We start from the raw sequence: 26,756 nt of genomic DNA, 5'->3' as shown, positions 1-26,756 counted from the left end.
TGGGAGGAGGGTGTTAGCGCGGGGGGCCGGGGTTTTTTCCCCTCCGAGGTCGAGGCGCTGGAGGCGGGGAGGGGGGGGGGGGGGGGGGGGGCCCCCCCCCCGCCCCCCCCCCCCCCCCTCCTGTCGTATGACCGGGCGTCAGCTGCTGGAGCCGCGGCCCAGCTCCCACAGCTGGAGGCTGGCGGAGGAGTTGAGGGCGTAGGCGACGCCGGTGATGTCGTCGCGGGCGGCGACGTACTGCTTGCCCTGCCACAGGGGCAGCACCGGGACGTCGTTGGCGACGTCGTCCTGGATCTCGGTCAGGCTGCCGCTGGCGCTGGCCCGGTCGGCCTCACGGCGGGACTCGGGGATCAGCGTGTTGATGATCCGGTTGTTGACGTAGGGCGACTTGAGGAAGTTGTCCTTGTCGAGGAACGGCGCGAGGAAGTTGTCGGCGTCCGGGAAGTCGGGGAACCAGCCCATGCCGTAGACGTCGTAGGCGCCCTTGCGCTCGGCCGTCTGGTAGGTGGACCAGGGGGTGCCCTCGATGCTGACGTCGAACAGCCCGCTGCCGTTGAGCTGCTGCTTGAGGACCTCGAACTCCTGCTTGGTGGCCGGACCGTAGTGGTCGGTCGTGTAGTGCATGGTGAGCTTCACCGGGGTGGTGATGTTCGCCGCGGCCAGCAGGCTCTTGGCCTTGGAGACGCTGGGGTCGCCGTACTTGTTGAAGAAGGAGTTGGAGTGGCCGGTGACGGAGGCCGGGACCAGCGAGTACAGCGGCTCGGCCTGCTGCCCGTACACCTTGGCGACGAGTTCGTCGCGGTTGATGAGCTGGGCCATGGCCTGGCGGACGGCCTTGGCCTTGACGGTGGGCGCGTTGGTGTTGAAGCCGAGGTAGCGGATCTCCAGGCCGGACATGTCGACGAGGCTGACGTTCTTGTCGGTGCCGGCGTCGAGCTTGTTGATCTGGGCCGGCGACATGGTGCGGGTCATGACGTCGATGTCGCCCTTGTCGATCGCCTCGCCCATGGCGTCGGCGTCCTTGTACGAGCGCAGGACGACCTGCTCGTTGTTCACCTTCACGCTGCCCTTGTAGTTCGGGTTCTTGGTGAAGGTGGCGGAGACGAGCTCGTCGTTCTTGACGTCGGCCTTGAAGGTGTAGGGGCCCGAGCCGTCGATGTCGAAGCCGTCGCGGAGCTTGTCCTTCTCGTAGTCCTTCGGGTTCACGATGCCCGCGACCGGAGTGGACAGCTTGTACGGGAAGGTGGCGTCCGCGGTCTTGAGGTGGAAGATGACCTCGCGGTCGCCCTGGGTCTCGATGGTGTCGATGTTCGTGAGCAGGCCGTAGACGCCACTGTCCGACTTGATGCGCAGGGCGCGCTCGATGGACCACTTGACGTCCTCGGCGGTGACGGCGTTGCCGTCGGAGAACTTCAGGCCGTCGCGCAGCTTGCAGGCGTAGCGCTCGCTGCCGCTGTCGGTGAAGGAGCAGCTTTCCGCGGCGTCGGGAACCGGGTCGCCCTCGCCCTTGGGCTGGGACATGAGCGTCTGCACAGTCTGACGCAGGATGTTCCAGCCGCCGACGTCATAGGAGTACGCCGGGTCGATCGGCGCCGGGGCGTCCTTCGTGGCAGTGAACCCGTCGGTGGTGCCTACGACGATCGCGTCGCTGCTGCTGCTCCCGCTGTCGGATCCACCGCACGCGGCGAGCACCGGAGTGAGCAGGCCGACCACGGCCGGCAGCACCAAAGTCTTACGGTTCATGCTCGAAGTTCTCCAGAGCTGTTCGTGTCCGTGTATCCCGCATACATGGGGTGTCGAAGCGGATCACGGGGGTTACGGCGATGTTCTCGCGACGAGATTAGTCGGCGCCCGCAGGACGGTTGGCGGCGGCGTGAGTTGAGGGCCCATCACGCAGGGGAACCGGTCGTGGACGGACCGAAAACCCGACAGCGGCAGGATTAGTGCAGCGTCTCCCCAATCGGGACACAAGGTAGCCCCGTTTCCCCCCGAACGGGGGTGGGCGGCACAATCGGGCAACGTTGTCGAGCATCCTCACGCGTGGGGAACGTCACACGTGCGTTTCTGCGCTGCGGTATCGGAATTCAGCCCGTTGAACAGTTGCGAATTCCGTTGAATGAACACTGTCGGGATTTCGGCCAATGGACTTTGCACGCTGGGTGAACGGTTAGACCATTTCCGTCATCAGACCGCGCAGAAAAGCCAGGTCGACCTGTTCCAGGGAGGTCACCACGGTACGCCGTGCGGCCGGGGCGATGGGCGCCACCGACGGGACGGCGACCACCTGGCAGCCGGCCGCCTCGGCGGCGGCGACACCGGTCGCGGTGTCCTCGACCACCGCGCACCTGGCCGGATCCACCCCCAGTCCGGCGGCGGCGAGCAGGTACGGGTCCGGGTAGGGCTTGGTGCGCGAGACCTCGTCGCCGGCGACGGACAGGCTGAAGTGCTGGGGGCCCAGCGCGGTCAGGACGCGGTCGATGATGCGCCGGTGCGAGGCGGAGACCAGGGCGGTGGGGATCTGCTGCTCGTACAGCTCGGCGAGCAGCCGCTGTGCGCCCGGCATCAGCGGCAGGGCGGTGCCGATCCGCTCCTCGAAGCCCGCGTTGAGCAGCAGGCTGAGCTCGGCGAGGGTGATGGCGGCTCCGGTGGCCTCGATGAGGAACCCGGCGCTGCGGGTCATGGGGCCGCCGACCACGACATGGCGCCAGGAGTCGTCGAGGGTGTGGCCGAGGCGGGCGAAGACCTCGACCTCGACGTCCCACCAGAAGCCCTCGGTGTCCACCAGGGTGCCGTCCATGTCGAGGAGCACCGCCTGGAGGGCAGAGCCTTCCGCCGTACGGGTTCCGAGCGCGGGGACCGTGCTGGTCAATCCACACACCTCCTTGGGGGACGACCAGGCCGGTTCCCATGCGGGAACCGGCCTGCTGTGGACCGACCAGTGTACGACTTGTCCGATCAGTGTGCCGTGTGGGACACGTCTCGTGCGGGCGCACCGCTCAGCGGGCGTTGAAGTACTTCGCCTCCGGGTGGTGGATCACGATGGCGTCCGTGGACTGCTCGGGGTGCAGCTGGAACTCCTCGGACAGGTGGACACCGATCCGCTCCGGCCGGAGCAGGTCGGCGATCTTGGCGCGGTCCTCCAGGTTGGGGCAGGCGCCGTAGCCGAGGGAGAAGCGGGCGCCCCGGTACTTCAGGGCGAACATGTCCTCGATGTCGCTGGGGTCCTCGCCGGCGAAGCCCAGTTCGGAGCGGACGCGTGCGTGCCAGTACTCGGCGAGGGCCTCGGCCAGCTGGACGGACAGGCCGTGCAGTTCGAGGTAGTCGCGGTAGGAGTTGGCCTCGAACAGCTTGGCGGTCTGCTCGCCGATGCGGGAGCCGACGGTGACGACCTGGAGGCCGACCACGTCCGTCTCGCCGGACTCCTCCGGGCGGAAGAAGTCGGCGAGGCACAGCCGGCGGCCGCGGCGCTGGCGGGGGAAGGTGAACCGGGTGCGCTCGTTGCCCTGTTCGTCCAGGATGATCAGGTCGTCGTCCTTGGAGACGCACGGGAAGTAGCCGTAGACCACGGCCGCTTCCAGCAGGTTCTCCGTCTGGAGCTGGTCGAGGAGGCCGCGCAGCCGGGGGCGGCCCTCGGTCTCGACGAGTTCCTCGTACGACGGTCCCTCGCCGGTGCGGGCCTGCTTGAGGCCCCACTGGCCCTTGAAGAGGGCGCCTTCGTCGAGCCAGCTCGCGTACTCCTTGAGCTGGATGCCCTTGATGACGCGGGTGTCCCAGAACGGCGGGGTGGGCACCGGGTTGTCGACGGCGACGTCGGAGCGGACGTGGCCCTCCTCGGGCCGCTCCTCGACCTCGACGGCGGCGGTCTGCCGGACCCGGCGCTGCTTCAGCTCGGGCAGCACGGCGCCGGGCACCCCGCGCTTGACGCCGATGAGCGCGTCCATCAGGCGCAGGCCCTCGAAGGCGTCGCGGGCGTAGCGGACCTCGCCCTCGTAGAGCTCGTGCAGGTCCTGCTCGACGTAGGCGCGGGTGAGGGCGGCGCCGCCGAGGATGACCGGGTAGGTGGCCGCGAGGCCGCGCTGGTTGAGCTCCTCCAGGTTCTCCTTCATGATCACCGTGGACTTGACGAGCAGTCCGGACATGCCGATGACGTCGGCCCGGTGCTCGTCGGCGGCCTCCAGGATCGCGGAGACGGGCTGTTTGATGCCGAGGTTGACGACGTTGTAGCCGTTGTTGGACAGGATGATGTCGACGAGGTTCTTGCCGATGTCGTGGACGTCGCCGCGCACGGTGGCGAGGACGATGGTGCCCTTTCCTTCCGCGTCGGACTTCTCCATGTGCGGTTCGAGGTGGGCGACGGCGGCCTTCATGACCTCGGCGGACTGCAGGACGAACGGCAGTTGCATCTGGCCGGAGCCGAACAGCTCGCCGACGACCTTCATGCCGTCCAGCAGGGTGTCGTTGACGATGTCCAGGGCGGGGCGGGTCTGCAGGGCCTCGTCGAGGTCGGCCTCCAGGCCGTTGCGCTCGCCGTCGATGATGCGGCGCTTGAGGCGCTCGTCCAGCGGGAGGGCGGCCAGTTCCTCGGCCTTGCCCGCCTTGAGGGACTTGGCGGTGGCTCCCTCGAAGAGCTGCATGAGCTTCTGCAGCGGGTCGTAGCCCTCGCTGCGGCGGTCGTGGATGAGGTCGAGGGCGGTCTGCACCTCCTCCTCGCTGAAGCGGGCGATCGGCAGGATCTTGCTCGCGTGCACGATCGCCGAGTCCAGGCCCGCCTTGACGCATTCGTCGAGGAAGACGGAGTTCAGCAGGATGCGGGCGGCCGGGTTGAGGCCGAAGGAGATGTTGGACAGGCCGAGGGTGGTCTGGACGTCCGGGTGGCGGCGCTTGAGTTCGCGGATGGCCTCGATGGTGGCGATGCCGTCCTTGCGGGACTCCTCCTGACCGGTGCAGATGGTGAAGGTCAGGGTGTCGATGAGGATGTCCGACTCGTGGATGCCCCAGTTCCCGGTCAGGTCGTCGATCAGCCGCTCGGCGATCTCGACCTTCTTCTCGGGGGTGCGGGCCTGGCCCTCCTCGTCGATGGTCAGCGCGATCAGCGCGGCGCCGTGCTCCCGCGCCAGCTTGGTGACCTTCGCGAAGCGGGACTCCGGGCCGTCGCCGTCCTCGTAGTTGACGGAGTTGATGACCGCGCGCCCGCCGAGCTTCTCCAGACCGGCCTGGATGACGTCGACCTCGGTGGAGTCGAGGACGATCGGCAGGGTGGAGGCGGTGGCGAAGCGGCCGGCCAGCTCCTCCATGTCGGCGACGCCGTCCCGGCCGACGTAGTCCACGCAGAGGTCCAGCATGTGGGCGCCCTCGCGGATCTGCTCGCGGGCCATCTCCACGCAGTCGTCCCAGCGGGCCGCGAGCATGGCCTCGCGGAACTTCTTCGAGCCGTTGGCGTTGGTGCGCTCGCCGATGGCCAGGTACGAGGTGTCCTGGCGGAACGCGACCGTCTGGTAGAGGGAGGCGGCGCCGGGCTCGGGGTGCGGGCTGCGCTCGGGCGGGGTGACGCCGCGGACCCGCTCGACGACCTGGCGCAGGTGCTCGGGGGTGGTGCCGCAGCAGCCGCCGATGAGGGAGAGGCCGTAGTCGCGGACGAAGTTGTCCTGGGCCTCGGCCAGGCCCTCGGGGCCGAGCGGGAAGTGGGCGCCGTCCTTGGTGAGGACCGGCAGACCGGCGTTCGGCATGCACAGCAGCGGGATGCGCGAGTGCCGGGTGAGGTAGCGCAGGTGCTCGCTCATCTCGGCGGGGCCGGTCGAGCAGTTCAGGCCGATCATGTCGATGCCGAGCGGCTCCAGGGCGGTGAGCGCGGCGCCGATCTCGGAGCCCAGCAGCATGGTGCCGGTGGTCTCGAAGGCCATGGAGACCAGGAGCGGGACCTCGACACCCAGGGCCTCCATGGCGCGGCGGGCGCCGAGGACGGAGGCCTTGGTCTGCAGGAGGTCCTGGGTGGTCTCGACGATCAGGGCGTCGGCGCCACCGGTGAGCAGGCCCTCGGCGTTCTGCTGGAAGCCGTCCCGGAGGGTGACGTACGGCACGTGGCCGAGGGTGGGCAGCTTGGTGCCGGGGCCGATGGAGCCGAGGACCCAGCGCTGCCGGCCGTCCCGGGCGGTGAAGTCGTCGGCCGTCTCGCGGGCGATGCGGGCACCGGCCTCGGACAGTTCGTGGACGCGGTCGGCGATGTCGTACTCGGCCATGGCCGCGTGGTTCGCCCCGAAGGTGTTCGTCTCCACGCAGTCCACGCCCACGGAGAAGTACGCCTCGTGGACGGAGCGGACGATGTCGGGGCGGGTGAGGTTGAGGATCTCGTTGCAGCCTTCGAGCTGCTCGAAGTCCTCCAGGGTGGGGTCCTGCGCCTGGAGCATGGTGCCCATGGCTCCGTCGGCGACCACCACGCGTGTGGCGAGCGCCTCCCGGAGCGCGGACACCCGGGTCCGGCTGTCGGCGGAAGGGGACGGCGGCGACGAGGCCATGAAGGGCTCCCTTGGATGCGACGGCTGTCGGCTATGCGGTTTCCCCGGGCGGACCCGGCTATGGACGCACGGCGCCAGCGTAACCGGGAGTGGGCTTGGATGGGCAGGGCGTCCAGGTGGCGGACGAGTGACCGGCGGGGCGGGCAGTTATGACGCCGGCCATGGCGTTCTGGCCGCTCACGGGCCATGGTGCGGGGCGAAGGTGTGTGGCCGGACACCGAAGGGCGGGCCACGCGTGAAGTAACGGATGTCGACCGCCCATTAGCGGAGAGTCGGCATGGACCGGTAGTGTTCGGCATTGCCGAACGATGGTTACGGCGCCGTGACGGTTGAGGGTCACAGGGGACGGAGGCAGAACGGCGATGGCACGGAACATCCAGTCGCTCGAACGGGCGGCCGCGATGCTGCGGCTGCTCGCGGGCGGCGAGCGACGGCTCGGCCTGTCGGACATCGCCTCGTCGCTGGGCCTCGCCAAGGGCACCGCCCACGGCATACTGCGCACCCTCCAGCAGGAGGGGTTCGTCGAGCAGGACGACGTCTCGGGCCGCTACCAGCTGGGGGCCGAGCTGCTCCGGCTCGGCACCACCTACCTGGACATCCACGAACTGCGGGCGCGGGCACTGGTGTGGACGGACGACCTGGCCCGCTCCAGCGGGGAGAGCGTCTACCTGGGCGTGCTCCACCAGCAGGGCGTGCTGATCGTGCACCACGTCTTCCGGCCCGACGACAGCCGGCAGGTGCTGGAGATCGGCGCCATGCAGCCGCTGCACTCCACGGCTCTCGGCAAGGTGCTGTCGGCCTACGACCCGGTGGCGCACAGCGAGGCGCTGGAGGCCGACCGCAAGCCCTTCACCGACCGCACCACCTGCGACCTGGACGCCTTCGAGCACATCCTCGACCTCACCCGGGCCCGCGGCTACGCGGCCGACGTGGAGGAGACCTGGGAGGGCGTGGCCTCGGTCGCGGCACCGATCCACGACCGCCGCCGGATGCCGGTGGGCGCGGTGGGCATCACGGGCGCGGTGGAGCGGCTCTGCAAGGACGGGGAGCTGCGGCCCGACCTGGTCGCGGCGGTGCGGGACTGCGCCCGCGCGGTCTCGCGGGACCTGGGCGCGGGCCGGTTCTGACGAGGCGCCCCTGATCGACGACCGAGGCCGGTTCGCGTGTGGCGGACCGGCCTCAGCCGTACCCTGAGATGGACATAACAGGGCAAACACGCAGATCAGTGGAGTTACTGCGGGACACCCGGCGGACGACCCGACTCACCGATAACCCACAGCAATCAATAACGATCGCGCTTTCGATAACAGAACTCTTGACGTGCGCGTAACGCCGGAGCAAGACTCCCGTCCATCGGTCGGCATTGTCGAACACCTACCGGCAATACGCGCTAGAGTGTGACAACGCCAAAGGCCGACATCGCTCTCACCCCCGAGGGCGCCAACACCCCGAAGGGACTCGGGGTTCGGCTTCCCTGGACGAAGGACAAAGGAGTCGCGGGTGTCCAGCTCCGACATCTTCATCGGCGAGACCATCGGTACCGCCATACTCATCCTGCTCGGCGGTGGCGTCTGCGCCGCCGTGACCCTCAAGGCCTCCAAGGCCCGCAACGCCGGCTGGCTCGCCATCGCCTTCGGTTGGGGCTTCGCCGTCCTGACGGCCGTCTACATCTCCGGACCGCTGTCCGGTGCCCACCTCAACCCGGCCGTCACCGTCGCTCTCGCCATCAAGAACAGCGACTGGAGCAACGTCCCGGTCTACTTCGCCGGACAGCTGCTCGGCGCGATGATCGGCGCCTCCCTGGTGTGGGTCGCCTACTACGGCCAGTTCCACGCGCACCTCACCGACAAGGAGATCGTCGGCGGTCCGGGCGCGCAGGCCACCACGGCCAAGGCCGTCGAGGCCCAGGAGAAGGGCGCAGGCCCGGTCCTCGGCATCTTCTCCACCGGTCCTGAGATCCGGAACGCGGTCCAGAACCTCGCCACGGAGATCATCGGCACTGTCGTGCTGATCCTCGCGGTCCTCACCCAGGGCCTCAACGACAAGGGCAACGGCCTCGGCGTGCTGGGCGGCCTGATCACCGCCCTGGTGGTCGTCTCGATCGGCCTCTCGCTCGGCGGTCCGACGGGCTACGCCATCAACCCGGCCCGTGACCTCGGCCCGCGCATCGTGCACGCGCTCCTCCCCCTGCCCAACAAGGGTGGTTCCGACTGGAGCTACGCCTGGATCCCGGTCGTCGGCCCGCTGATCGGCGGAGCCATAGCCGCGGGTATCTACAACGTCGCCTTCGCCTAGAGCGGCAGGCCTCGCCGAAGAACAGACGTACCGCCACACACCACGGATCTTTGAGGAGCACACAGTGACCGACGCCCACACCGCAGGCCCCTTCATCGCCGCGATCGACCAGGGCACGACCTCCAGCCGCTGCATCGTCTTCGACAAGGACGGCCGTATCGTCTCGGTCGACCAGAAGGAGCACGAGCAGATCTTCCCGAAGCCGGGCTGGGTCGAGCACAACGCCAACGAGATCTGGACCAACGTCCAGGAGGTCGTCGCCGGGGCCATCCAGAAGGCCGGCATCACCCGCGACGACATCAAGGCCATCGGCATCACCAACCAGCGCGAGACCACCGTGCTGTGGGACAAGAACACCGGTGAGCCCGTCCACAACGCCATCGTCTGGCAGGACACCCGCACCGACGCCCTCTGCCGCGAGCTGGGCCGCAACGTCGGCCAGGACCGCTTCCGCCGCGAGACCGGCCTGCCGCTGGCCTCCTACTTCGCCGGCCCCAAGGCCCGCTGGCTGCTCGACCACGTCGACGGCCTCAAGGAGCGCGCCGAGGCGGGCGACATCCTCTTCGGCACCATGGACACCTGGGTCATCTGGAACCTGACCGGCGGTGTCAACGGCGGCCGGCACGTCACCGACGTGACCAACGCCTCCCGCACCCTTCTCATGAACCTGCACACAATGCAGTGGGACGAGAAGATCGCCGAGTCCATCGGGGTGCCGCTGCAGATCCTGCCCGAGATCCGCTCCTCCGCCGAGGTCTACGGCGAGGTCACCGGCGGCAAGCTCGGCGACCTGCTCGGCGGCATCCCGGTCGCCTCCGCGCTCGGCGACCAGCAGGCGGCCCTGTTCGGCCAGTGCTGCTTCTCCGAGGGCGAGGTCAAGTCCACCTACGGCACCGGCACCTTCATGGTGATGAACACCGGTGACAAGATCATCAACTCCTACGCGGGTCTGCTGACCACGGTCGGCTACAAGATCGGCGACCAGCCGACCCAGTACGCGCTGGAGGGCTCGATCGCCGTCACCGGCTCGCTGGTGCAGTGGATGCGCGACCAGATGGGCCTGATCTCCACGGCGGCCGAGATCGAGACGCTCGCGCTCTCGGTCGAGGACAACGGCGGCGCCTACTTCGTGCCGGCCTTCTCCGGCCTGTTCGCCCCGCACTGGCGCTCCGACGCCCGCGGTGTGATCGCCGGCCTGACCCGGTACGTCACCAAGGCGCACCTGGCCCGCGCCGTCCTGGAGGCCACCGCCTGGCAGACCCGCGAGATCGCGGACGCCATGGTGAAGGACTCCGGCGACGAGCTGGTGGCCCTCAAGGTCGACGGTGGCATGACCGCCAACAACCTGCTGATGCAGACCCTCGCCGACGTCCTGGACGCACCCGTGGTGCGCCCGATGGTCGCCGAGACCACCTGCCTCGGCGCCGCCTACGCCGCCGGCCTCGCCGTCGGCTTCTGGTCCAGCACCGACGAACTGCGCGCCAACTGGCGCCGGGCCGCCGAGTGGACCCCCCGCATGGACGCGGAGACCCGCGACCGTGAGTACAAGAACTGGCTCAAGGCCGTCGACCGGACCATGGGCTGGATCGACGACGAGAGCTGACGAGAGCGCGCACCGCTCTCACGATCGAGCTCTGACGAGGAGTAAGAACCCGACATGACCAGTCAGTCCACCCTGCAGTCCGTACCTGCCCTGGGGACGCACCCGGCCTCCGGCTCGAACCCGAGCCGGGCCGAGACCAGGGAGCAGCTCTCCAAGGCGTCGTACGACCTTCTCGTGATCGGCGGCGGCATCCTGGGCATCTCCACCGCCTGGCACGCCGCGCAGTCCGGGCTCAGGGTGGCACTGGTCGACGCCGGCGACTTCGCCGGCGCCACCTCCTCCGCCTCCTCCAAGCTTCTCCACGGCGGTCTGCGCTACCTGCAGACCGGCGCGGTGAAGCTGGTGGCGGAGAACCACTTCGAGCGCCGTGCGGTCTCCCGCCAGGTGGCCCCCCACCTGGCGAACCCGCTCACGTTCTACCTCCCCGTGTACAAGGGCGGTCCGCACGGCGCCGCGAAGCTCGGGGCGGGCGTGTTCGCCTACTCCGCGCTCTCCGCGTTCGGTGACGGCGTCGGCCACCTGCTGAGCCCCGCGCGGGCCCAGCGGGACGTGCCGGAGCTGCGTACCGAGAACCTCAAGGCCGTGGCCGTGTACGGCGACGACCAGATGAACGACGCGCGCATGGCGCTGATGACGGTCCGCGCGGCCGTCGAGGCGGGCGCGGTCGTCCTCAACCACGCCCAGGTCACCGGGCTGCGCTTCACCCGGGGCCGGGTGACCGGCGCCGACCTGAAGGACGCGGTCTCCGGCGAGGAGTTCGGCGTCAACGCCCGGCTGGTGCTCAACGCGACCGGCCCCTGGGTCGACCACCTGCGCCGGATGGAGGACCCGAACGCGGCCCCGTCCATCCGTCTCTCCAAGGGCGCCCACCTGGTCCTGAAGCGCACCTCCCCGTGGAAGGCGGCGCTCGCCACCCCCATCGACAAGTACCGGATCACCTTCGCCCTCCCCTGGGAGGACATGCTGCTGCTCGGCACCACCGACGAGGAGTACGAGGGCGACCCGGCGGACGTCTCCGTCACCGAGAAGGACATAGCCCAGATCCTGGACGAGGCCGCGTTCTCCGTCCGGGACCAGCAGCTGAACCGTGACCTGATCACCTACGCCTTCGCCGGCCTGCGGGTGCTGCCGGGCGGTCCCGGCGACACCGCCAAGGCCAAGCGGGAGACCGTGGTCACCGAGGGCAGGGGCGGCATGCTGTCCGTCGCGGGCGGCAAGTGGACCACCTTCCGGCACATCGGCCGCACCGTGATGGAGAAGCTGGAGGCGCTGCCGGGCCACCCGCTCGGCGACGACTTCGAGCCCATCGCCTCGCTGCCGAAGAAGCTGCCGCTGCCCGGCGTCGCCAACCCGCGTGCCGTCGCCCACCGCCTGCTGGTGGACAACCCGGCCCCGGGCCCGCGGATGGCCGCCGACACGGCCAAGCACCTGGCCACCCACTACGGTTCGCTGGCCTTCGACATCGCGCGGCTCGCGAACGAGGACCCGCTGCTCGCCGAGCGCGTCCACCCGGACGCGCCGGAGATCTGGGCGCAGGTCGTCTGGGCCCGCGACCACGAGTGGGCCGAGACCGCGGACGACGTGCTGCGCCGCCGTACCACCCTGACCATCCGGGGCCTCGCCACGGACGACGTCCGGGCCAGGGTCCAGGACGTGCTCGACAAGAAGTGAGCCGGTGAGGGGCGGCTCTCCCTCCCTGGGGAGCCGCCCCTCCGCCATGCCCGCCGCGCGGCCTGACCAGGCCGCATAATGGGGCCGAGACATCGGATGTCTGGGCGACAGGGAGGCCGGTTATGGCAGTCACCGATGAGGCGATCGAGAAGATCAAGGACATGATCGTCTCCGGTGCGCTGCGCCCCGGAGAACGGTTGCCCAAGGAGAGCGAGCTCGCCGCCGAACTGGGCCTGTCCCGCAACTCGTTGCGGGAGGCGGTACGGGCCCTGTCGCTGATCCGGATCCTGGACGTCCGGCAGGGCGACGGCACGTATGTCACGAGCCTGGACCCGCAGTTGCTTCTCGAGGCGATGAGCTTCGTCGTCGACTTCCACCGCGACGACACGGTCCTGGAGTTCCTCGCGGTGCGCCGCATCCTGGAGCCGGCCGCGACCGCGATGGCCGCCTCCCGGATCAGCGAACATCAACTGGACGCGCTGGACGCCCAGTTGGACGCGCTCGGCGCCGAGCCCTCGGTGGAGGAACTGGTCGCCTGCGACCTGGAGTTCCACCGGGGCATCGTGCAGAGCTCGGGAAACTCGGTGCTGTGCTCGCTCCTTGACGGGCTGTCGGGACCGACCACCAGGGCGCGGATCTGGCGCGGTCTGACCCAGGAGGACGCGGTCGCCCGGACCCTGCGGGAGCACCGGGCGATCCTGGCCGCGCTGCGCGACCGGGACGCGGAGGCGGCCCGGTCCTGGGCGACCGTGCACATCGCGAGCGTGGAGCAGTGGCTGCGCAGCAGCCTGTGAAGCGCTTACCGGCTTCCTGGAACCAGTGGTGTTCGAGGGTGGCGAACGGGGCAGTGATCCGTTCACTCCCCCGTGCAAGGGGGCTGCGGGCGCCCCCGCCTCACGCCGTAAGGTTGGGGCGTACGCGAGGGCACGTCGGAAGGAGGCACTGGGTGATCGAGCTGGAGGGGGTTCCCGAGCTGATCGACCCAGTCATGGTGGCCGCGTTCGAAGGCTGGAACGATGCCGGCGACGCCGCTTCCACCGCGGTCGCGCACCTGGAGCGGGAGTGGAAGGGCGAGGTGTTCGCGGCGCTCGACGCCGAGGACTACTACGACTTCCAGGTGAACCGTCCCACGGTGTGGATGGACGCGGGCGTGCGCAAGATCACCTGGCCGACGACACGGCTGTCGGTGGTCCGGGTCGGCGGCGACAAGCCGCGGGACCTGGTGCTGGTCAGAGGCATCGAGCCGTCCATGCGCTGGCGCTCGTTCTGCAACGAGCTGCTGGGCTTCGCCCACGAGCTGGGCGTCGAGCTGGTGGTCGTCCTCGGCGCGCTGCTCGGCGACACCCCGCACACGCGTCCGGTGCCGGTCAGCGGGGTCACCTCGGATGCGGACCTGGCGCAGCGCATGGACCTGGAGGAGACCAAGTACGAGGGCCCGACGGGCATCGTCGGCGTCCTCCAGGAGGCGTGCACGCATGCCGGTGTGCCGGCGGTCTCGCTCTGGGCGGCCGTCCCGCACTACGTCTCCCAGCCGCCCAACCCGAAGGCCACGCTGGCGCTGCTCAACCGCCTGGAGGACCTGCTCGACCTGCGGATCCCGCTGGGCGAGCTGCCCGAGGACGCCCGCGCCTGGCAGGTCGGGGTGGACCAGCTGGCCGCGGAGGACAGCGAGGTCGCCGAGTACGTGCAGACGCTTGAGGAGGCCCGGGACACCGCCGAGCTGCCGGAGGCCTCCGGCGAGGCGATCGCCCGTGAGTTCGAGCGCTACCTGCGGCGCCGGGACGTGAACCCGCCCGGCGGGCACGCCACCGCCGACGGCAGCGACAGCGCGTCGTACCTGCGGGACAACCCGGGGAACCCGGGTGGCAAGGCGCGGCCGCCGCGGCCGCCGAAGCCCGACACGCCCGGGACCACGGAGAGTTCCGGGGAGTCCGGGGAGTCCGGAGAATCCGGCGAGCCGGGGGCGGACGGCGAGGACACGTCCGAGGACTGATTGGCCGGGCTGCGCCCGGGACCGGACAGGGGCGTACGCGTCGAGTGTCGAGCTCTCGCCGGTGTGGGCTGAGCGCGCAGTTCCCCGCGCCCCTGAAAGACGGGGCCGCGGGGACTGACGTCTCCTGACAGAGCCACGCCCGGCAATGCGTCCACCGCCCGTGACTCGGCGGCCCTTGGCCGTCGCATGTGCGGCCCGGCGCCCCCTGTAGGCCGGGTGTGCAGTTCCTCCCCCAGCCTTCGGCCGGGGGCACCCCCAGCGCCCCTTTCGGGGCGCGGGGACTGACGTCTCCTTACAGGGCCACGCCCAGCAGCGCGTCCACCGCTCGGGACACGACACCGGGGGCGCCCGTGTCCGTGCCGCCCTGCGCCTGCTGGAGGGCCGCCCAGCGGTCCACCGCGGCCAGGGCGGCCGGGGCGTCCAGGTCGTTGCTCAGGGCCTCGCGGATCTCCTCCACGAGGGACTCGGCGGGCGGGCCGTCCGGACGGGAGACCGCCGCGCGCCAGCGGTCCAGGCGGGTCACCGCGTCGGCCAGCACCTGGTCGGTCCACTCCCAGTCGGAGCGGTAGTGGTGGGAGAGCAGGGCGAGGCGGATGGCGGCCGGGTCGACGCCGTCCCTGCGGAGCCGGGAGACGAAGACCAGGTTGCCCTTGGACTTGGACATCTTCTCGCCGTCGAGGGCGACCATGCCGGCGTGGACGTACGCCTTGGCCATCGGGAACTCGCCGGTGAGCACCTGGGCGTGCGAGGCGCCCATCTCGTGGTGCGGGAAGGCGAGGTCGGAGCCGCCGCCCTGGACGTCGAAGGTCATGCCGAGGTGGTCGAGGGCGATCGCCACGCACTCGATGTGCCAGCCGGGGCGGCCGCGGCCCAGGGAGCCGCCGTCCCAGCTGGGTTCGCCCTCGCGGGCGGCCATCCACAGCATCGGGTCGAGCGGGTTCTTCTTGCCGGGACGGTCGGGGTCGCCGCCGCGCTCGGCGGAGAGCAGCCGCATGGCGGCCGCGTCGAGGTTCGAGACCTTGCCGAAGTTCGGGTCGGACTCGACGGAGAAGTAGATGTCGCCTTCGAGTTCGTAGGCGGCGCCGAGGTCGCGGAGCCGCTCGACCAGCGGCACGATGCCGGGTATGGCCTCGACCGCGCCTATGTAGTGCTGCGGCGGCAGCATCCTGAGGGCGGTCATGTCCTCGCGGAAGAGGGCCGTCTCCTGCTCGGCGAGGGCGACCCAGTCGACGCCGTCGCGCTCGGCGCGCTCCAGGAGCGGGTCGTCGACGTCCGTGACGTTCTGGACGTAGTGCACCTGCCGCTTGGTGTCGAGCCACACGCGCTGAACGAGGTCGAACGCGTTGTAGGTCGCCGCGTGCCCCATGTGGGTCGCGTCGTACGGCGTGATGCCGCAGACGTAGATGCGGGCGACGGGACCGGGGTCGAGGGTGACCAGACCGCCGGTCGCGGTGTCGTGGATCCTCAGGTCGCGGCCCTGACCAGGCAGGGCGGGGACCTCGGAAGCGGGCCAGGCATGCATGTACATGAGCGTAACCGGACCCGAGTTCGGTATACGAACCGGACGGCCGGGAAGGCAGTCTTGATCTCGGGGCCGGAATGTGCTGGTGGGGGCTATACGGGCGGCCAGGGGATGGCCGGCCACTCGCCGCTGGGTTCCGGGTGCTTGCCGGCGGTGAGCAACGTCTCCACACGCGCGCGCGTGGCGTGCAGTTCCGCTGCGGTGATCAGTTCGGCCAGCCGGGTCCCCAGCGGTCCGCCGAGGGCCTCGCGCAGGCCCTTGAGGACCTCCACGGCCTCGCCGGTCAGGTCCTCCCCCGCCCAGCCCCACAGCAGGGTGCGCAGCTTGTTGTCGACGTTGAAGGTGACTCCGTGGTCGATGCCGTAGAGCCGGCCGTCGGCGGTGGGCAGCAGATGCCCGCCCTTGCGGTCGGCGTTGTTGATGACCGCGTCGAGGACGGCGAGCCGGCGCAGTCGTTCGTCGTCCGCGTGCACCAGCAGCGCCGTCTTGCCGTCGCCGACCTCGGCGAGCCCGATCGCCTTCCAGCCGGGTTCCGGCTCCTCCGCGTCCACCAGGGCGAGCAGTTCGGCGCCCTCGGGGTCGACGTCGATCCACAGCTGAACCATGCCCTCGCCGTACGGGCCGTCGCGCAGCACGGTGGGCGGGACCAGGTCCCAGCCGGTGGCCGCGGCGACCTCGTAGGCGGCCACCTCGCGCTGGGCGAGGGTGCCGTCGGGGAAGTCCCACAGCGGGCGCTCCCCCGCGACCGGCTTGTAGACGCAGGACGCCTCCCGGCCGTCGAGCGCGACCGTGCAGAACAGTGCCGCGTTGGAGGCGTCGCGGATGCGGCCGCGTACCTTCAGCTCACCGTGGGCGAGCAGCTCGGCGGCGGTCACGCTCCGCGGCGGTATCCGTTCTGGCGCGGACATACGTGTCCTTCCGGGTCGAGCGGGAGGCTGCACAGCGGGCACGGCGGCCGCCCGGCGTTGACGACGTCCAGGGCGCGCTTGGCGAAGGCCCTGGCCTGCGCGCCGGTCAGCCGGACCCGCAGCATCGGGGGCCCGTTCTCCTCGTCCTGCAGGAGCCGCTCCTCGGCCTCGGCGAGGTCCTCCTCGGAGTCGGCCTCCAGCTCCACGAGGGCCTGCGCCTCGACGATCATGCGTTCTTCCTCGCCGTCCCAGGCGAGCGCCATGGTGCCGACGCGGAACTCCTCCTCGATGGGGGTGTCGAGGGGGGCGCTGTCGCTGATCTCGGCAGGCGCGACGGCGGGCACGGCCGCGTTGCCGCCGCTGCGGCGCACGACCTCGTCGAGGAGTTCGTCCATGCGCTCGGCGAGTGCGGCGACCTGGGTCTTCTCCAGGGCCACGCTGGTCGTCCGGGGGCCGGCCGTGGCCTGGAGGAAGAACGTACGGCGTCCGGGCATTCCGACCGTGCCCGCGACGAAGCGGTCCGGCGGATCGTAGAGGAACACCTGACGGGACACGTCCTGTCTCCATGAGTCGAGAGTGCGTGGGTTTCGGGCGGGCGACGACGCGGCCGGGGGCCGCTTACGTGGATCGCTTCACCCTACTGCGGCTGACGATCACGGCGCGCCGGCGCCGCCACCGACCGGGGCGTCTTCCCCGGGGGGTTCCTCGCGGGGGGCGAGGGAGGCGAAATCGCCGGTGTCCCCGAGACGCACGAGAAACGGCCTGAGGCGGGTGTAACGGATCGCGGTGATGGAACACGGTTCGACGGAGATCCGCTGGAAGAGGTCGAGATGCAGACCGAGCGCGTCCGCGACGAGGGACTTGATGATGTCACCGTGCGAGCACATGAGAAAGACGGCGTCCGGGCCGTGGTCGCGCTCCACGCGCGCGTTCCACTCGCGGACCGCCTCGGCGGCGCGGGTCTGCATGGCGCGCATGGACTCGCCGCCGGGGAAGGCGGCCGCCGACGGGTGGGCCTGGACGACCTCCATCAGCGGCTCGTCCGTGAGTTCGGCGAGCTTGCGGCCGGACCAGTCGCCGTAGTGGGCCTCCCCGATCCGCTCGTCGGTGTGGGCGGTGAGCCCGGGGCGGGCGTCGAGCAGCGGGCGGACCGTCTCCTGGCAGCGCTGCAGCGGGCTGGTGACGAGCTCGGAGAGGGGCAGCCCGGCGAGCCGGCCGGGCAGCGCGGCGGCCTGGGCGGCCCCCCGCTCGTCGAGGGCGACGCCCGGCGTCCACCCGGCGAGCACACCCGAGGTGTTGGCGGTGGACCGTCCGTGCCTTACGAGGATCAGCGTGGGCATGCGGCCCAGGGTAGGCGCACCCCGAAGTGCGCAGTCGGGCCGGCGACGGGAGAATACGCTCAGTGATCGTCGATTGCGCCATCTACCGGGACGGGGAGCGGACGGAGACGCCGCAGGACTTCTCCGACGCCCTGGCCGAGGCACGCGCCCGTGGCGACAGCTTCCTGTGGGTCGGACTGTACGAGCCGACGGAGCGCGAGTTCGGCCTGGTCACCGACGCGTTCGGGCTGCATCCGCTGGCCGTGGAGGACGCCCTGACCGCGCACCAGCGGCCGAAGCTGGAGGTGTACGACGACTCGCTGTTCGTCGTCCTGAAGCCGGTGACGTACGAGCCGAAGAGCGACACGGTGACCTCCGGCGAGCTGATGATCTTCATCGGGGACTCCTTCGTGGTCACCGTGCGTCACGGGACGCCGTCACCGCTCGGCGACATCCGGCGGCACCTGGAGGAGCAGCACGAGTTGCTGAAGCACGGCCCGACGGGGGTGCTGTACTCGATCTCCGACGCGGTCGTGGACCACTACCTGGAGGTCGCGACCGAATTGCAGACCGACCTGGAGGAGCTGGAGGCCGAGGTGTTCTCGCCGAGCGGCGGCTCCCAGCACACCGCGTCGCGGATCTACACCTACAAGCGGCAGATCCTGGAGTTCCGCCGGGCGACCGTGCCGCTGGCGCTGCCCATGAGCAAGCTGGCGGGCACCGGCCCGGCCGGCGGTGCGGCGGCCGTGCCCTTTGTGCACGAGGACGCCCGGCCGTTCTTCCGTGACGTCAACGACCACCTGATGCGGGTGAACGAGAGCGTGGAGGGCCTGGACCGGCTGGTGTCGGACGTCCTCAGCGCCCATCTCGCGCAGATGAGCGTGCGGCAGAACGACGACATGCGGAAGATCTCCGCGTGGGCGGCGATGGCCGCGGTCCCCACGCTGATCGCGGGGATCTACGGCATGAACTTCGACCACATGCCCGAGTTGCACTGGATCTGGTCGTACCCGGCCGTGATCCTGATCATGGCCTGCCTCGAGATGGTGCTGTACCGGATGTTCAAGCGCCGCGGGTGGATGTGAGGGAGGCGTGCGGCCCGCGGGCTCAGGCGAACTCCGGCGCGGGCGTCGCGGGGCCGCCCAGGGCGTTCCTGTGCTCCGGCATCCGCAGGCAGACCATGCGGCGCCAGCCGGCGGCGCGTTCGTAGGCGTAGACGGCGTGGATGCCGGACGCGAGGAGCGCGGACCTGGCCCTCGGCCAGCCGAGGATGCGGCCCATGTGGGCCATGACGGCCAGACTGACGTCCCGGTAGATGCGGATCTCGGCCAGGGCGCACGCGCGGAGCGTGCGCTGGATGGTGCGGCCGTGCCCGGCGGCGGCGAACCGGAGCAGTTCCTCGTGGCAGTAGGCGAGGTGGTTGTCCTCGTCGGCGGAGATCATGCGTACCGCGCGGCCCACGTCCGGGTGGTCGGCGAAGTACCGGCGCAGCAGGTCCATCTGCTCGGAGGCGCGCTGCTCGGTGACCCGGCTGTGGGCCAGGTAGGCGACGATGTCCGGCACCGTGAGCGGCCGGTCGGCCCGGAGCCGCTCGTGGGCGAGCCCGATGCCGTGCCGTTCCAGGATCATCGTGTAGTCGGTGTCGGCCGGCACCGGGACGGGCGCCAGCCCGCGCTTGTTCAGCAGGGCGTGGAAGATGCGCCCGTGCTTGTCCTCGTCGGCGCCGTGGCGGGCGATCTTGGGGGCGAGGCCGCGCTCGCTCCGCGGTACCAGCGCGGCGATCCGCGCGTTCTCCCAGCCGCCCTGGGACTCCCCACTGGCCGCGATGGAGCAGAAGAGCCGGAAGGACTCGTCGTTGTCGAGGATCTCCTGGAACAGACTCCTGGCCGAAAGCATCGTGGGCACCTCTCCGGAGGACTCACCAGACCCGCAAAGAACGAGTCAAATGCCGCGTCGGAGTGGCTGCAACAGGTGTGCGGGCGAACTCGGCCGAAAGGAGGAGCAGCGTGGGTCACGCCGGGGGCGTAACCGCGTGGGCTCGGGCGCGTTGTTCTGCGTGACGGCCGTGGCGGGGAAGACCCCCGAGCCCCCACCACGGCCGTGGACTTCTCTCACCTCTCAGGTGTTCACGCGAGCCCGGCGCGCTCCAGGGCCTCGGCGCCGGCCCGCAGCGAGACGAGCCGCTCGTCCAGCGCGAAGCCGGCGGGGGCGAGCGAGAGGGTGGTGACCCCGGCGGCCGCGTAGGCCTTCATCCGGTCGGCGATCCGGTCCACGGAGCCGAGCAGCGTGGTCTGGTCGATCAGCTCCTGCGGTACGGCGGCCGCGGCCCCGTTCTTGTCCCCCGACAGGTACTTGTCCTGGATCTCGGCGGCCTCCCGCTCGTAGCCCATGCGCTGGGCGAGCTGGTTGTAGAAGTTCTGCTTGCGGCTGCCCATGCCGCCGACGTACAGCGCGGTGTAGGGCCGGAAGGTGTCGGCGAGCGTGGCCACGTCCTTGTCGTCGCCGACGGCGAGCGGCAGCGTCGGGCAGATGTCGAACCCGTCGAGGGTCAGGCCCGCCTTCTCCCGGCCCGCGCGCAGGTACTTCACGGCCGTCTCCTCCAGGTGCTCGGCGGAGGGGAAGATCAGCAGCGCGCCGTCGGCGATCTCGCCGGTCTGCTCGAGGTTCTTCGGGCCGATGGCGGCGATGTAGACCGGGATGTGCTCGCGCTCCGGGTGCACGGTCAGTTTGATCGGCTTGCCGGGGCCGCCCGGCAGCGGCAGCGTCCAGTGCTCGCCCTCGTACGACAGCCGTTCCCGGGTCATCGCCTTCCGTACGATCTCCACGTACTCGCGGGTGCGGGAGAGCGGCTTGTCGAACTTGACGCCGTACCAGCCCTCGGAGACCTGCGGTCCGGAGACGCCGAGGCCGAGGCGGAAGCGGCCGCCGGAGAGGGAGTCGAGGGTGGCGGCGGTCATCGCGGTCATGGCGGGCTGCCGGGCCGGGATCTGGAAGATGGCCGAGCCGACGTCGATGCGTTCGGTCTGGGCGGCGACCCAGCTGAGCACGGTGGCGGCGTCGGAGCCGTAGGCCTCGGCGGCCCAGCACACGGCGTACCCGAGCCGCTCGGCCTCCTGGGCCACGGCCAGATTGTCCCCGTCCATCCCGGCGCCCCAGTAGCCGAGGTTGATCCCGAGCTGCATGGCCGTTCCCCTTACCGATCAGTAACGTCGCTGTTGCGAGAGACCTTAGCGCGGGGATTTTCTGTGTGGGGGATCGGTCGTGGTCCGGCTGCGGGTGGTGGGGGCCGGTCGCGCCCACGCGGCGGAGCCGCATAGCGGTACTGTCCCGCGCCCCTCGGCCGGGTGAGTCCCGTCCGTTCCAAGTCCCCCCGTCTGGGGAAACCGGTTATCCACAGGCAACCCAACGCACCAGCTCTGGCCAGTAATCTCGCGGGCATGGAGCAGAGGCATCTCGGCCGTACCGGCCTGCGTGTGTCCAGAATCGGACTCGGCACCCTCACGTGGGGCCGGGACGTCGACGAGCACGACGCCGCGGACATGCTGAAGGCGTTCTGGGAGGCCGGCGGGACCCTCGTCGACACCGCGGACGTGTACGGCGACGGTGAGGCCGAGTACCTGCTCGGGCAGCTCATGGAAGGGCTGGTGCCGCGCCGGGACCTGGTCATCTCGACGAAGGCGGGCAGCGTCCCCGACCCCGACCGGCGTTTCAACGGCTCGCGCGGCCACCTGCTCGCCGCGCTGGACGCCTCCCTGGCCCGCCTCGGCACCGACCACGTCGACGTCTGGCACGTGCACGCCTACGACCCGGACACCCCGCTCGAGGAGACCCTGCACACCCTCGACCTGGCGGTGAGCAGCGGTCGCGCGCGGTACGCCGGGGTCTCCAACTTCTGCGGCTGGCAGCTGGCGAAGGCGGCGACCTGGCAGCTCGCGGCGCCGGGCAGCCGCACCCGGCTGGCCAGCACCCAGCTGGAGTACTCGCTGCTGCAGCGGGGCGTGGAGCGCGAGGTGCTGCCGGCCCTCCTCGACCTCGGCATCGGCCTGCTGCCGTCCTCCCCGCTGGGCCGGGGCGTGCTGACCGCGAAGTACCGGCACTCCACTCCCCCGGACTCGCGGGGCGCCTCCGAGCACCTGGCGCCGTTCGTCGAGCCCTACCTCGACGACACCGCGACCCGGATCGTGGACGCGGTGCAGACGGCGGCGGACGGGCTCGCGGTCACCCCGCTCCAGGTGGCGCTCGCGTGGGTCCGGGACCGGCCGGGCGTGACCGCGCCGATCGTCGGCGCGCGCAACGCGCAGCAGCTCGCGGGGGCGTTGTCAGTGGAGGCGCTTACGCTTCCTGACGAGATCTGCCGGGCGCTCGACGACGTGTCGGCGCCCGTGCACCGCTATCCCGATCACGACTGGAGCACGCTGTGAGCACGGAGCCGGGGCTGGGCGCCGAGCCCGAGGCCGACGAGGGCACGACGGCCGGGGTTACGACGGAGACCAGCCACCTCACCGACAGAGCGAACGGCGCCGGCAGCGACGGGGCCGAGGGCGACGGGCGATCCGCCGGGACGACCGGGAGCGGCGACGCGACGGACGGCGACGCGGGTGCCGGGGCCGTCTCCGGGGCGGCTGCGGGCGGTGCCGCGGCAAGCGGCGAAGGCGCCGGCGAGGGGCGGGCCGGCCGGAGGGCCGAGAGCGACGACGCGGGTGCCGGGGCCGTCTCCGGGGCGGCTGCGGGCGGTGACGCGGCAAGCGGCGACGGCGTGGGCGCGCAGTCCGAGGCCGCGGCCGAGCTGGCCGCTCAGCGGGTCGAGCGGGAGCGGATCGCGCGGCGGAAGGCCGAGAAGTCGGCGCCGATCGCGAGCGGGACCAAGCTCAGCGGCAAGGCGGCCGACCTGCTCGCGGCGGTCCGTGCCGTGGAGAGCGGCGGGAAGCCGGCGACGACCGTGTTCGCCGCCCCGGAGGCGTCCCCGCGCCCGGCGGCCCCCGCTCCGGAGCCGGTCCGGCGGCCCCAGCCCGCGCCGGCCGCCGCCGTGCCCGGCACGGAGACGATCGGAGCGGTACGACGGGTCCTGACCGACGGCGGAGCGCCCGACTCGCTCGCGCCCCAGGTTGCCGCCGCTCTCGGCGAGGGTGCGGCGACGCTGCTGCGGGAGGACCCCTGGCAGCTGCTCCGGGTCCCCGGAGTACGGCCGGACCAGGCGGACGGGTTCGCGCGGGCGCTGCTCGGCGCGGAGAGCGGTCCGGACGACGAGCGGCGCGGCCGGGCGGTGACCGGCTGGCTTCTGGAGCAGGCGGCCGTGGCCGGGCACACCGCGCTGGAGATGCCGGCCCTCACCGCCGCGCTGGCCCGGGGCGCGGTGCCCGACCCGGAGGCGGCCGTGCAGGGCGCGCTCGCGGAGGGTGAGGCGCTGGTCTTCCGGGACCCGCTGGATCCGGGCGCCCCGGAGCCCGAGGACGACGAGGAGGAGCGGCCGGTCCGGGTCCTGGTCGCCCTGGAGCGGTACGCGCTGGCCGAGGAGAGTCTCGCCGACGGGCTGGCCCGGCTGGTCAGCTCCCCGGCCAAGGACGCCTCGGACCCCTGGGAGGCGGTCGCGGCGGCGGCCGCCGGGGGCGCGGCGGAGCTGGCGCGGGCGGTCGCCGGGCACGGCCTGGTGCTGCACACCGGCGGCGAGGCGGCCCGCGCCGATCCCGCGGCCCTGCTCGGCGCCGCCCGTGCGGCCGGACTGCGCGCCTTCGCGGCCACCCACACCCCTGACGGCAGCCGGCGCCTGGCGGGCCGCGAGGGAGCCGTGGGCACCGTCGCCGACCTGCTCTCCGGCGCCGCGGGGCCCGGCCGGGACGGGGACGGTGCCCTGGCCCTGGACCTGCTCATCGTGCTGGACGCGCCCCAGCTGGACGTGGAGGGTGCGGCGATGCTCGTGGAGGCGCTGCCCGACGGCGCCAGGCTGGTGCTGAGCGGGGATCCGGCGGCGTTGTGGTCCCAGGGCCCCGGGCGGGTCTTCGCGGACCTGCTGGCGGCCCGGGTGTGCCCGCAGGTCGCCTCCCGCACGCCCGACCCCGGCCCGCTCGGCGAGCTGGTCTCCGGGATCGGCGTCGGCGAGCTCGCCCAGGTCGAGGCGCCCGGCAAGGAGGTCGTGATCGTGCCGGTGCGGGACGCGGGCGAGGCGGTGCACCGTACGGTGCAGCTGGTCGCCGACTCCGTACCGCGCGCGATCGGCGTCCCCGCAGGGCAGACCGTGGTGATCACCCCGGGCCACGGCGGGGCGGCCGGCACCCGTGCCCTCAACGCCGCCCTCAAGGAACGGCTCAATCCGGGCCCCGGCCGCTTCGGCGGCTTCGACCCCGGTGACCGGATCGTCCACTCCCCCGCGCCGGGCCGTGCGGTGCCGGGCGAGGTGGTGACGGCCGACGCCGACGGGCTGCACCTGTCGTGCGCGGGCGCGCCCGTGGTCGTACCGAAGGAGCGGGTGGAGCAGTCCGTCCGTCACGGCTGGGCCCTGACCGCCCACCAGGCGGCGGGCAGCCGCTGGGCCGCGGCGGTCGTGGTGCTGCCGGGTGACGCGGTCCAGTCCCTCAGCCGCCCCTGGGTGTACACGGCGTTCAGCCGGGCGGAGCGCCACCTGTCGGTGGTCCACGGCGTGGAGCAGGCCCTGCCGAAGGCGGTGGCCGAGACCCTGCCGAAGCCGCGGACGACCCGCCTTCCGCTGCTGCTGAAGACACAGGTTCCCGCGGCGGACTGACCGGGTCCGCCACCGGTTCCGCTCTCACGGCGACGGCGACGGCGACGGCGACAGCGATCGGCCGCGGCGGCGCCGGGCGGCGCTGCCCGTCCGGACTCGGCCTCCGGAGGGCACCGCCGCCCTGCGGGTCAGCGCTCGGCGTCCAGCGGCTCCAGATCCTCGTCCTCGTCCAGGTCGAGGTCGTCCAGTTCGTCGGTGTCCGCCGCGTCGTCGCCGTCCTCGTCGTCGAAGACCGCGCTGACGTCGAAGCGGCACACCACCCGCTGCGGGTCGACGCCCTCGAAGGGCGCCTCCAGCCACTCGCCGGGCTCGGCCGGCTCGTCCGACGCGGTCACCCAGAGCGTGGAGTCGCCCTCCTCCAGGCCGAACTCCTTGTGCCGGGAGGCGATCTCGTCCGGCTCGAACTCGCCGAACAGGACGCCCAGCGCGCCGTGGATCGTGCCCGCCGCGTCCCCGTCCGCGCCGGGGCCGTCGTCGTACTCCGCCGCCTCGACCCGCTGGGCCTGTGCCAGCAGCCGCTGTGGTTCCGCCACGGCGTAGTCGCGGCGGATCAGCACGCTGATCGCGTTCGGCTCCTCGGGGCCCGCGTACGGCGGCAGCGAGTCGTCCGTACCGGGGATCTCGAAGGGTGTGACCTCGTCGTAGCGGTCGTACAGGAGCTCGTCGTAGACCTCGGCGGCCGCGGCCAGCTGGTTGAACGCCTCGTAGACAGCCGGGTCGTCCTCCCCCGACCTGCGTTCGACCGCGGCCAGATGGCGGTCGAGCGCGGTCTTGACCGCCTCGGCGGCGGCGCGTACCTCGGCAGCGGTGGGCTGCGCAGCATCAGACATAGTGCAGACGCTATCCGTACCGGGCACCAGCCCGCACAATAGATGCGATGCCGGAATACGAATTTGTCGACGTGTACGTACCTCGCGGGGTGTCCCGCAAGGAGGCCACACGTCTGCTGACGGACCATGCCGAGTACGGACACTGGGAGTTGGACCGACTGAGCCTCATGCGCGACGGCAGCCGCAGGGTGCGGTTGCGCCGGCGGATCATCCGCCAGGTGCGTGCCACATGGTGAGACTGGCCGACTGACGGAAAGGGCCCCGCGTCGACGGGGCCCGCTCCGTTCCACGCACCGCTGCCGGTGCGTCACCGTCCGTGCGCTACGCCGCGGCGCGCGCCCTGCGGTACAGCACCGCGCCCGCGAGCAGCGCGCCGGCGCCCGCCGGGAGCGCGAGACCCAGCGGCAGGTCACTGCCCGTGTGCGCGAGTTGCGTCGCGGTGACCGGCCGGCTCACCGAGGCGCTGCCCAGCGGCTGGAGGTGGCCGGAGCCGTGGGAACCGGTGGGGACAGTGTGGTTCCCGGAGTGAGCGGGAGGCGTGCCCGGGTGCTGTCCCGGAGTGCCCGGGTGTCCCGGCTGACCCGGAGTGCCCGGGTATCCCGGCTGTCCCGGAGTGCCCGGCTGTCCCGGAGTTCCGGGGTTCCCCGGCTTCCCGGGGGGGTTGCTCCCGTCTCCCCCGTGTCCGGGCGGCTGCGTGGGGTGACCGCCGCCCGGATGTCCGGGAGTTCCGGGGTTGCCCGGGTGGCCGGGGTGCCCGGTGTGACCGGAACCCCCGCCGTTGGCGCACTCGTTGCCCACCGCGGCATTGCCGATGCCGATGACGTTGACGCTGTTGCCGCAGACGTTGACCGGGACGTCGATCGGCGCCTGCACGGTGTTGCCCGAGCCCACGCCGGGCGAGCCCGAGGTGTGTCCTCCGGCGTGCGAGCCGCCGTGGCCGGCGTGATCGCCGTACCCTCCGGTGTCGCCGTAGCCCGTCGAAGCGCCGCCCCCGCCGCCGGGGTTGGCGCACTTGTTCCCCATCGACGGGTTGAGGGCGCCGACGACGTTCACGGTGTTGCCGCAGACGTTCACCGGCACGTGTACGGGCGCCTGCACCGTGTTGCCGGAGAGCACACCGGGTGAGTCGGTGGCGGAGCCGACGGCTCCCGAGTCGGCGTGGGCATATCCGCCCGCCGCGGCGATCACGCCGGTCGCCGCGGCCACTGTCATGAGGCCCTTGCGGGTACCCTGTCGCATTTTATGAATTCCCCCCTGCCTTGGATCCTGACCTAGCATTCACCGCAGGGAAATCCCTGCGGAAAAACCGGCCGGCCCCGGAGCGCATGGCGCGCGCTCCAGGGCCGACGGAAAGACGACGCCCCTCA

Annotated in this window: 21 protein-coding genes; 10 read left to right on the top strand and 11 right to left on the bottom strand. The window is 71.4% G+C overall.

What is annotated here, in order from left to right:
- Positions 1-138: 138 nt before the first annotated feature.
- From ACZ63F_RS34130 to metH, 3 genes are all read right to left on the bottom strand, one after another.
- The gene (locus ACZ63F_RS34130; RefSeq protein ID WP_469717094.1) at positions 139-1,743 is read right to left on the bottom strand and encodes an ABC transporter substrate-binding protein; all 1,605 of its coding nucleotides are present in this window, start codon (positions 1,741-1,743) and stop codon (positions 139-141) included.
- 424 nt (positions 1,744-2,167) lie between these two features.
- The gene (locus tag ACZ63F_RS34125) at positions 2,168-2,869 is read right to left on the bottom strand and encodes an HAD family hydrolase (RefSeq protein ID WP_469717092.1); all 702 of its coding nucleotides are present in this window, start codon (positions 2,867-2,869) and stop codon (positions 2,168-2,170) included.
- 127 nt (positions 2,870-2,996) lie between these two features.
- On the bottom strand, positions 2,997-6,512 hold the full coding sequence (metH, locus tag ACZ63F_RS34120; protein ID WP_469717090.1) for a methionine synthase: 3,516 nt from the start codon (positions 6,510-6,512) through the stop codon (positions 2,997-2,999).
- A gap of 362 nt (positions 6,513-6,874) precedes the next feature.
- On the opposite strand from metH, the gene ACZ63F_RS34115 reads away from it, so the two are divergent.
- The 6 genes from ACZ63F_RS34115 to ACZ63F_RS34090 all read left to right on the top strand — a co-directional run bounded on the left by ACZ63F_RS34115 (position 6,875) and on the right by ACZ63F_RS34090 (position 14,074).
- Positions 6,875-7,639 (top strand): IclR family transcriptional regulator, encoded by a 765-nt coding sequence (locus ACZ63F_RS34115; RefSeq protein ID WP_469717088.1) that lies wholly within the window; start codon positions 6,875-6,877, stop codon positions 7,637-7,639.
- Between the two features lie 373 nt (positions 7,640-8,012).
- The gene (locus ACZ63F_RS34110; protein WP_093505060.1) at positions 8,013-8,807 is read left to right on the top strand and encodes an MIP/aquaporin family protein; all 795 of its coding nucleotides are present in this window, start codon (positions 8,013-8,015) and stop codon (positions 8,805-8,807) included.
- A 64-nt stretch (positions 8,808-8,871) separates the two neighbouring features.
- The gene (gene glpK, locus ACZ63F_RS34105) at positions 8,872-10,410 is read left to right on the top strand and encodes a glycerol kinase GlpK (protein WP_469717086.1); all 1,539 of its coding nucleotides are present in this window, start codon (positions 8,872-8,874) and stop codon (positions 10,408-10,410) included.
- Positions 10,411-10,464: 54 nt separating this feature from the next.
- Positions 10,465-12,081, top strand: coding sequence for a glycerol-3-phosphate dehydrogenase/oxidase (locus ACZ63F_RS34100; RefSeq protein WP_469717084.1), 1,617 nt, complete (start codon positions 10,465-10,467; stop codon positions 12,079-12,081).
- Between the two features lie 122 nt (positions 12,082-12,203).
- The gene (locus tag ACZ63F_RS34095) at positions 12,204-12,875 is read left to right on the top strand and encodes a FadR/GntR family transcriptional regulator (protein WP_469717081.1); all 672 of its coding nucleotides are present in this window, start codon (positions 12,204-12,206) and stop codon (positions 12,873-12,875) included.
- 152 nt (positions 12,876-13,027) lie between these two features.
- A complete protein-coding gene (locus tag ACZ63F_RS34090) occupies positions 13,028-14,074 on the top strand; it encodes a PAC2 family protein (protein ID WP_469717079.1) in 1,047 nt (348 codons plus the stop codon).
- Positions 14,075-14,366: 292 nt separating this feature from the next.
- On the opposite strand, the gene mshC is transcribed toward ACZ63F_RS34090, so the two are convergent.
- The 4 genes from mshC to ACZ63F_RS34070 form a co-directional block, all read right to left on the bottom strand.
- Positions 14,367-15,596 (bottom strand): cysteine--1-D-myo-inosityl 2-amino-2-deoxy-alpha-D-glucopyranoside ligase, encoded by a 1,230-nt coding sequence (gene mshC / locus ACZ63F_RS34085; protein WP_469717075.1) that lies wholly within the window; start codon positions 15,594-15,596, stop codon positions 14,367-14,369.
- Between the two features lie 92 nt (positions 15,597-15,688).
- Entirely contained in the window at positions 15,689-16,504 is an 816-nt protein-coding gene (locus tag ACZ63F_RS34080) for an SCO1664 family protein (protein WP_469717073.1), read from the bottom strand.
- On the bottom strand, positions 16,468-17,058 hold the full coding sequence (locus ACZ63F_RS34075; protein ID WP_351490168.1) for a DUF3090 domain-containing protein: 591 nt from the start codon (positions 17,056-17,058) through the stop codon (positions 16,468-16,470). Before ACZ63F_RS34075 ends, ACZ63F_RS34080 begins: the two co-directional genes overlap by 37 nt.
- A 99-nt stretch (positions 17,059-17,157) precedes the next feature.
- The gene (locus ACZ63F_RS34070) at positions 17,158-17,844 is read right to left on the bottom strand and encodes a histidine phosphatase family protein (RefSeq protein WP_469717071.1); all 687 of its coding nucleotides are present in this window, start codon (positions 17,842-17,844) and stop codon (positions 17,158-17,160) included.
- A gap of 62 nt (positions 17,845-17,906) precedes the next feature.
- Between ACZ63F_RS34070 and corA the strand changes: the two genes are divergently transcribed.
- Positions 17,907-18,908, top strand: a complete 1,002-nt coding sequence (gene corA / locus ACZ63F_RS34065; protein ID WP_469717070.1) for a magnesium/cobalt transporter CorA — start codon at positions 17,907-17,909, stop codon at positions 18,906-18,908.
- Positions 18,909-18,930: 22 nt separating this feature from the next.
- Here the strand turns inward: corA and ACZ63F_RS34060 are convergent, their stop codons facing one another.
- On the bottom strand, positions 18,931-19,719 hold the full coding sequence (locus ACZ63F_RS34060; protein ID WP_469717069.1) for a ferritin-like domain-containing protein: 789 nt from the start codon (positions 19,717-19,719) through the stop codon (positions 18,931-18,933).
- 230 nt (positions 19,720-19,949) lie between these two features.
- A complete protein-coding gene (locus tag ACZ63F_RS34055) occupies positions 19,950-21,005 on the bottom strand; it encodes an LLM class F420-dependent oxidoreductase (RefSeq protein ID WP_469717067.1) in 1,056 nt (351 codons plus the stop codon).
- 255 nt (positions 21,006-21,260) lie between these two features.
- Here ACZ63F_RS34055 and ACZ63F_RS34050 point away from each other — a divergent pair, with 255 nt between their 5' ends.
- Both ACZ63F_RS34050 and ACZ63F_RS34045 read left to right on the top strand, forming a co-directional pair.
- Positions 21,261-22,244, top strand: a complete 984-nt coding sequence (locus ACZ63F_RS34050) for an aldo/keto reductase (protein ID WP_469717065.1) — start codon at positions 21,261-21,263, stop codon at positions 22,242-22,244.
- Positions 22,241-24,559, top strand: a complete 2,319-nt coding sequence (locus ACZ63F_RS34045; RefSeq protein WP_469717063.1) for a helix-hairpin-helix domain-containing protein — start codon at positions 22,241-22,243, stop codon at positions 24,557-24,559. The genes ACZ63F_RS34050 and ACZ63F_RS34045 overlap by 4 nt, the downstream gene beginning before the upstream one ends.
- Before the next feature lie 128 nt (positions 24,560-24,687).
- On the opposite strand, the gene ACZ63F_RS34040 is transcribed toward ACZ63F_RS34045, so the two are convergent.
- Positions 24,688-25,389 carry a hypothetical protein gene (locus tag ACZ63F_RS34040; protein ID WP_469717061.1) on the bottom strand — a complete coding sequence of 234 codons (702 nt, stop codon included), beginning with the start codon at positions 25,387-25,389 and terminating at the stop codon, positions 24,688-24,690.
- A gap of 47 nt (positions 25,390-25,436) precedes the next feature.
- Between ACZ63F_RS34040 and ACZ63F_RS34035 the strand changes: the two genes are divergently transcribed.
- Positions 25,437-25,625: a DUF5703 family protein gene (locus ACZ63F_RS34035; protein WP_046732800.1), complete on the top strand. Its 189-nt coding sequence runs from the start codon at positions 25,437-25,439 to the stop codon at positions 25,623-25,625.
- Positions 25,626-25,710: 85 nt separating this feature from the next.
- Here the strand turns inward: ACZ63F_RS34035 and ACZ63F_RS34030 are convergent, their stop codons facing one another.
- Positions 25,711-26,628, bottom strand: a complete 918-nt coding sequence (locus tag ACZ63F_RS34030; RefSeq protein ID WP_469717059.1) for a chaplin — start codon at positions 26,626-26,628, stop codon at positions 25,711-25,713.
- Positions 26,629-26,756 lie beyond the last annotated feature (128 nt).

The organism is Streptomyces sp. NPDC104761, assembly GCF_055583445.1.
The sequence above is the reverse complement of the archived record's forward strand: the minus strand, read 5'-3'. Positions and strand labels throughout refer to the sequence as shown.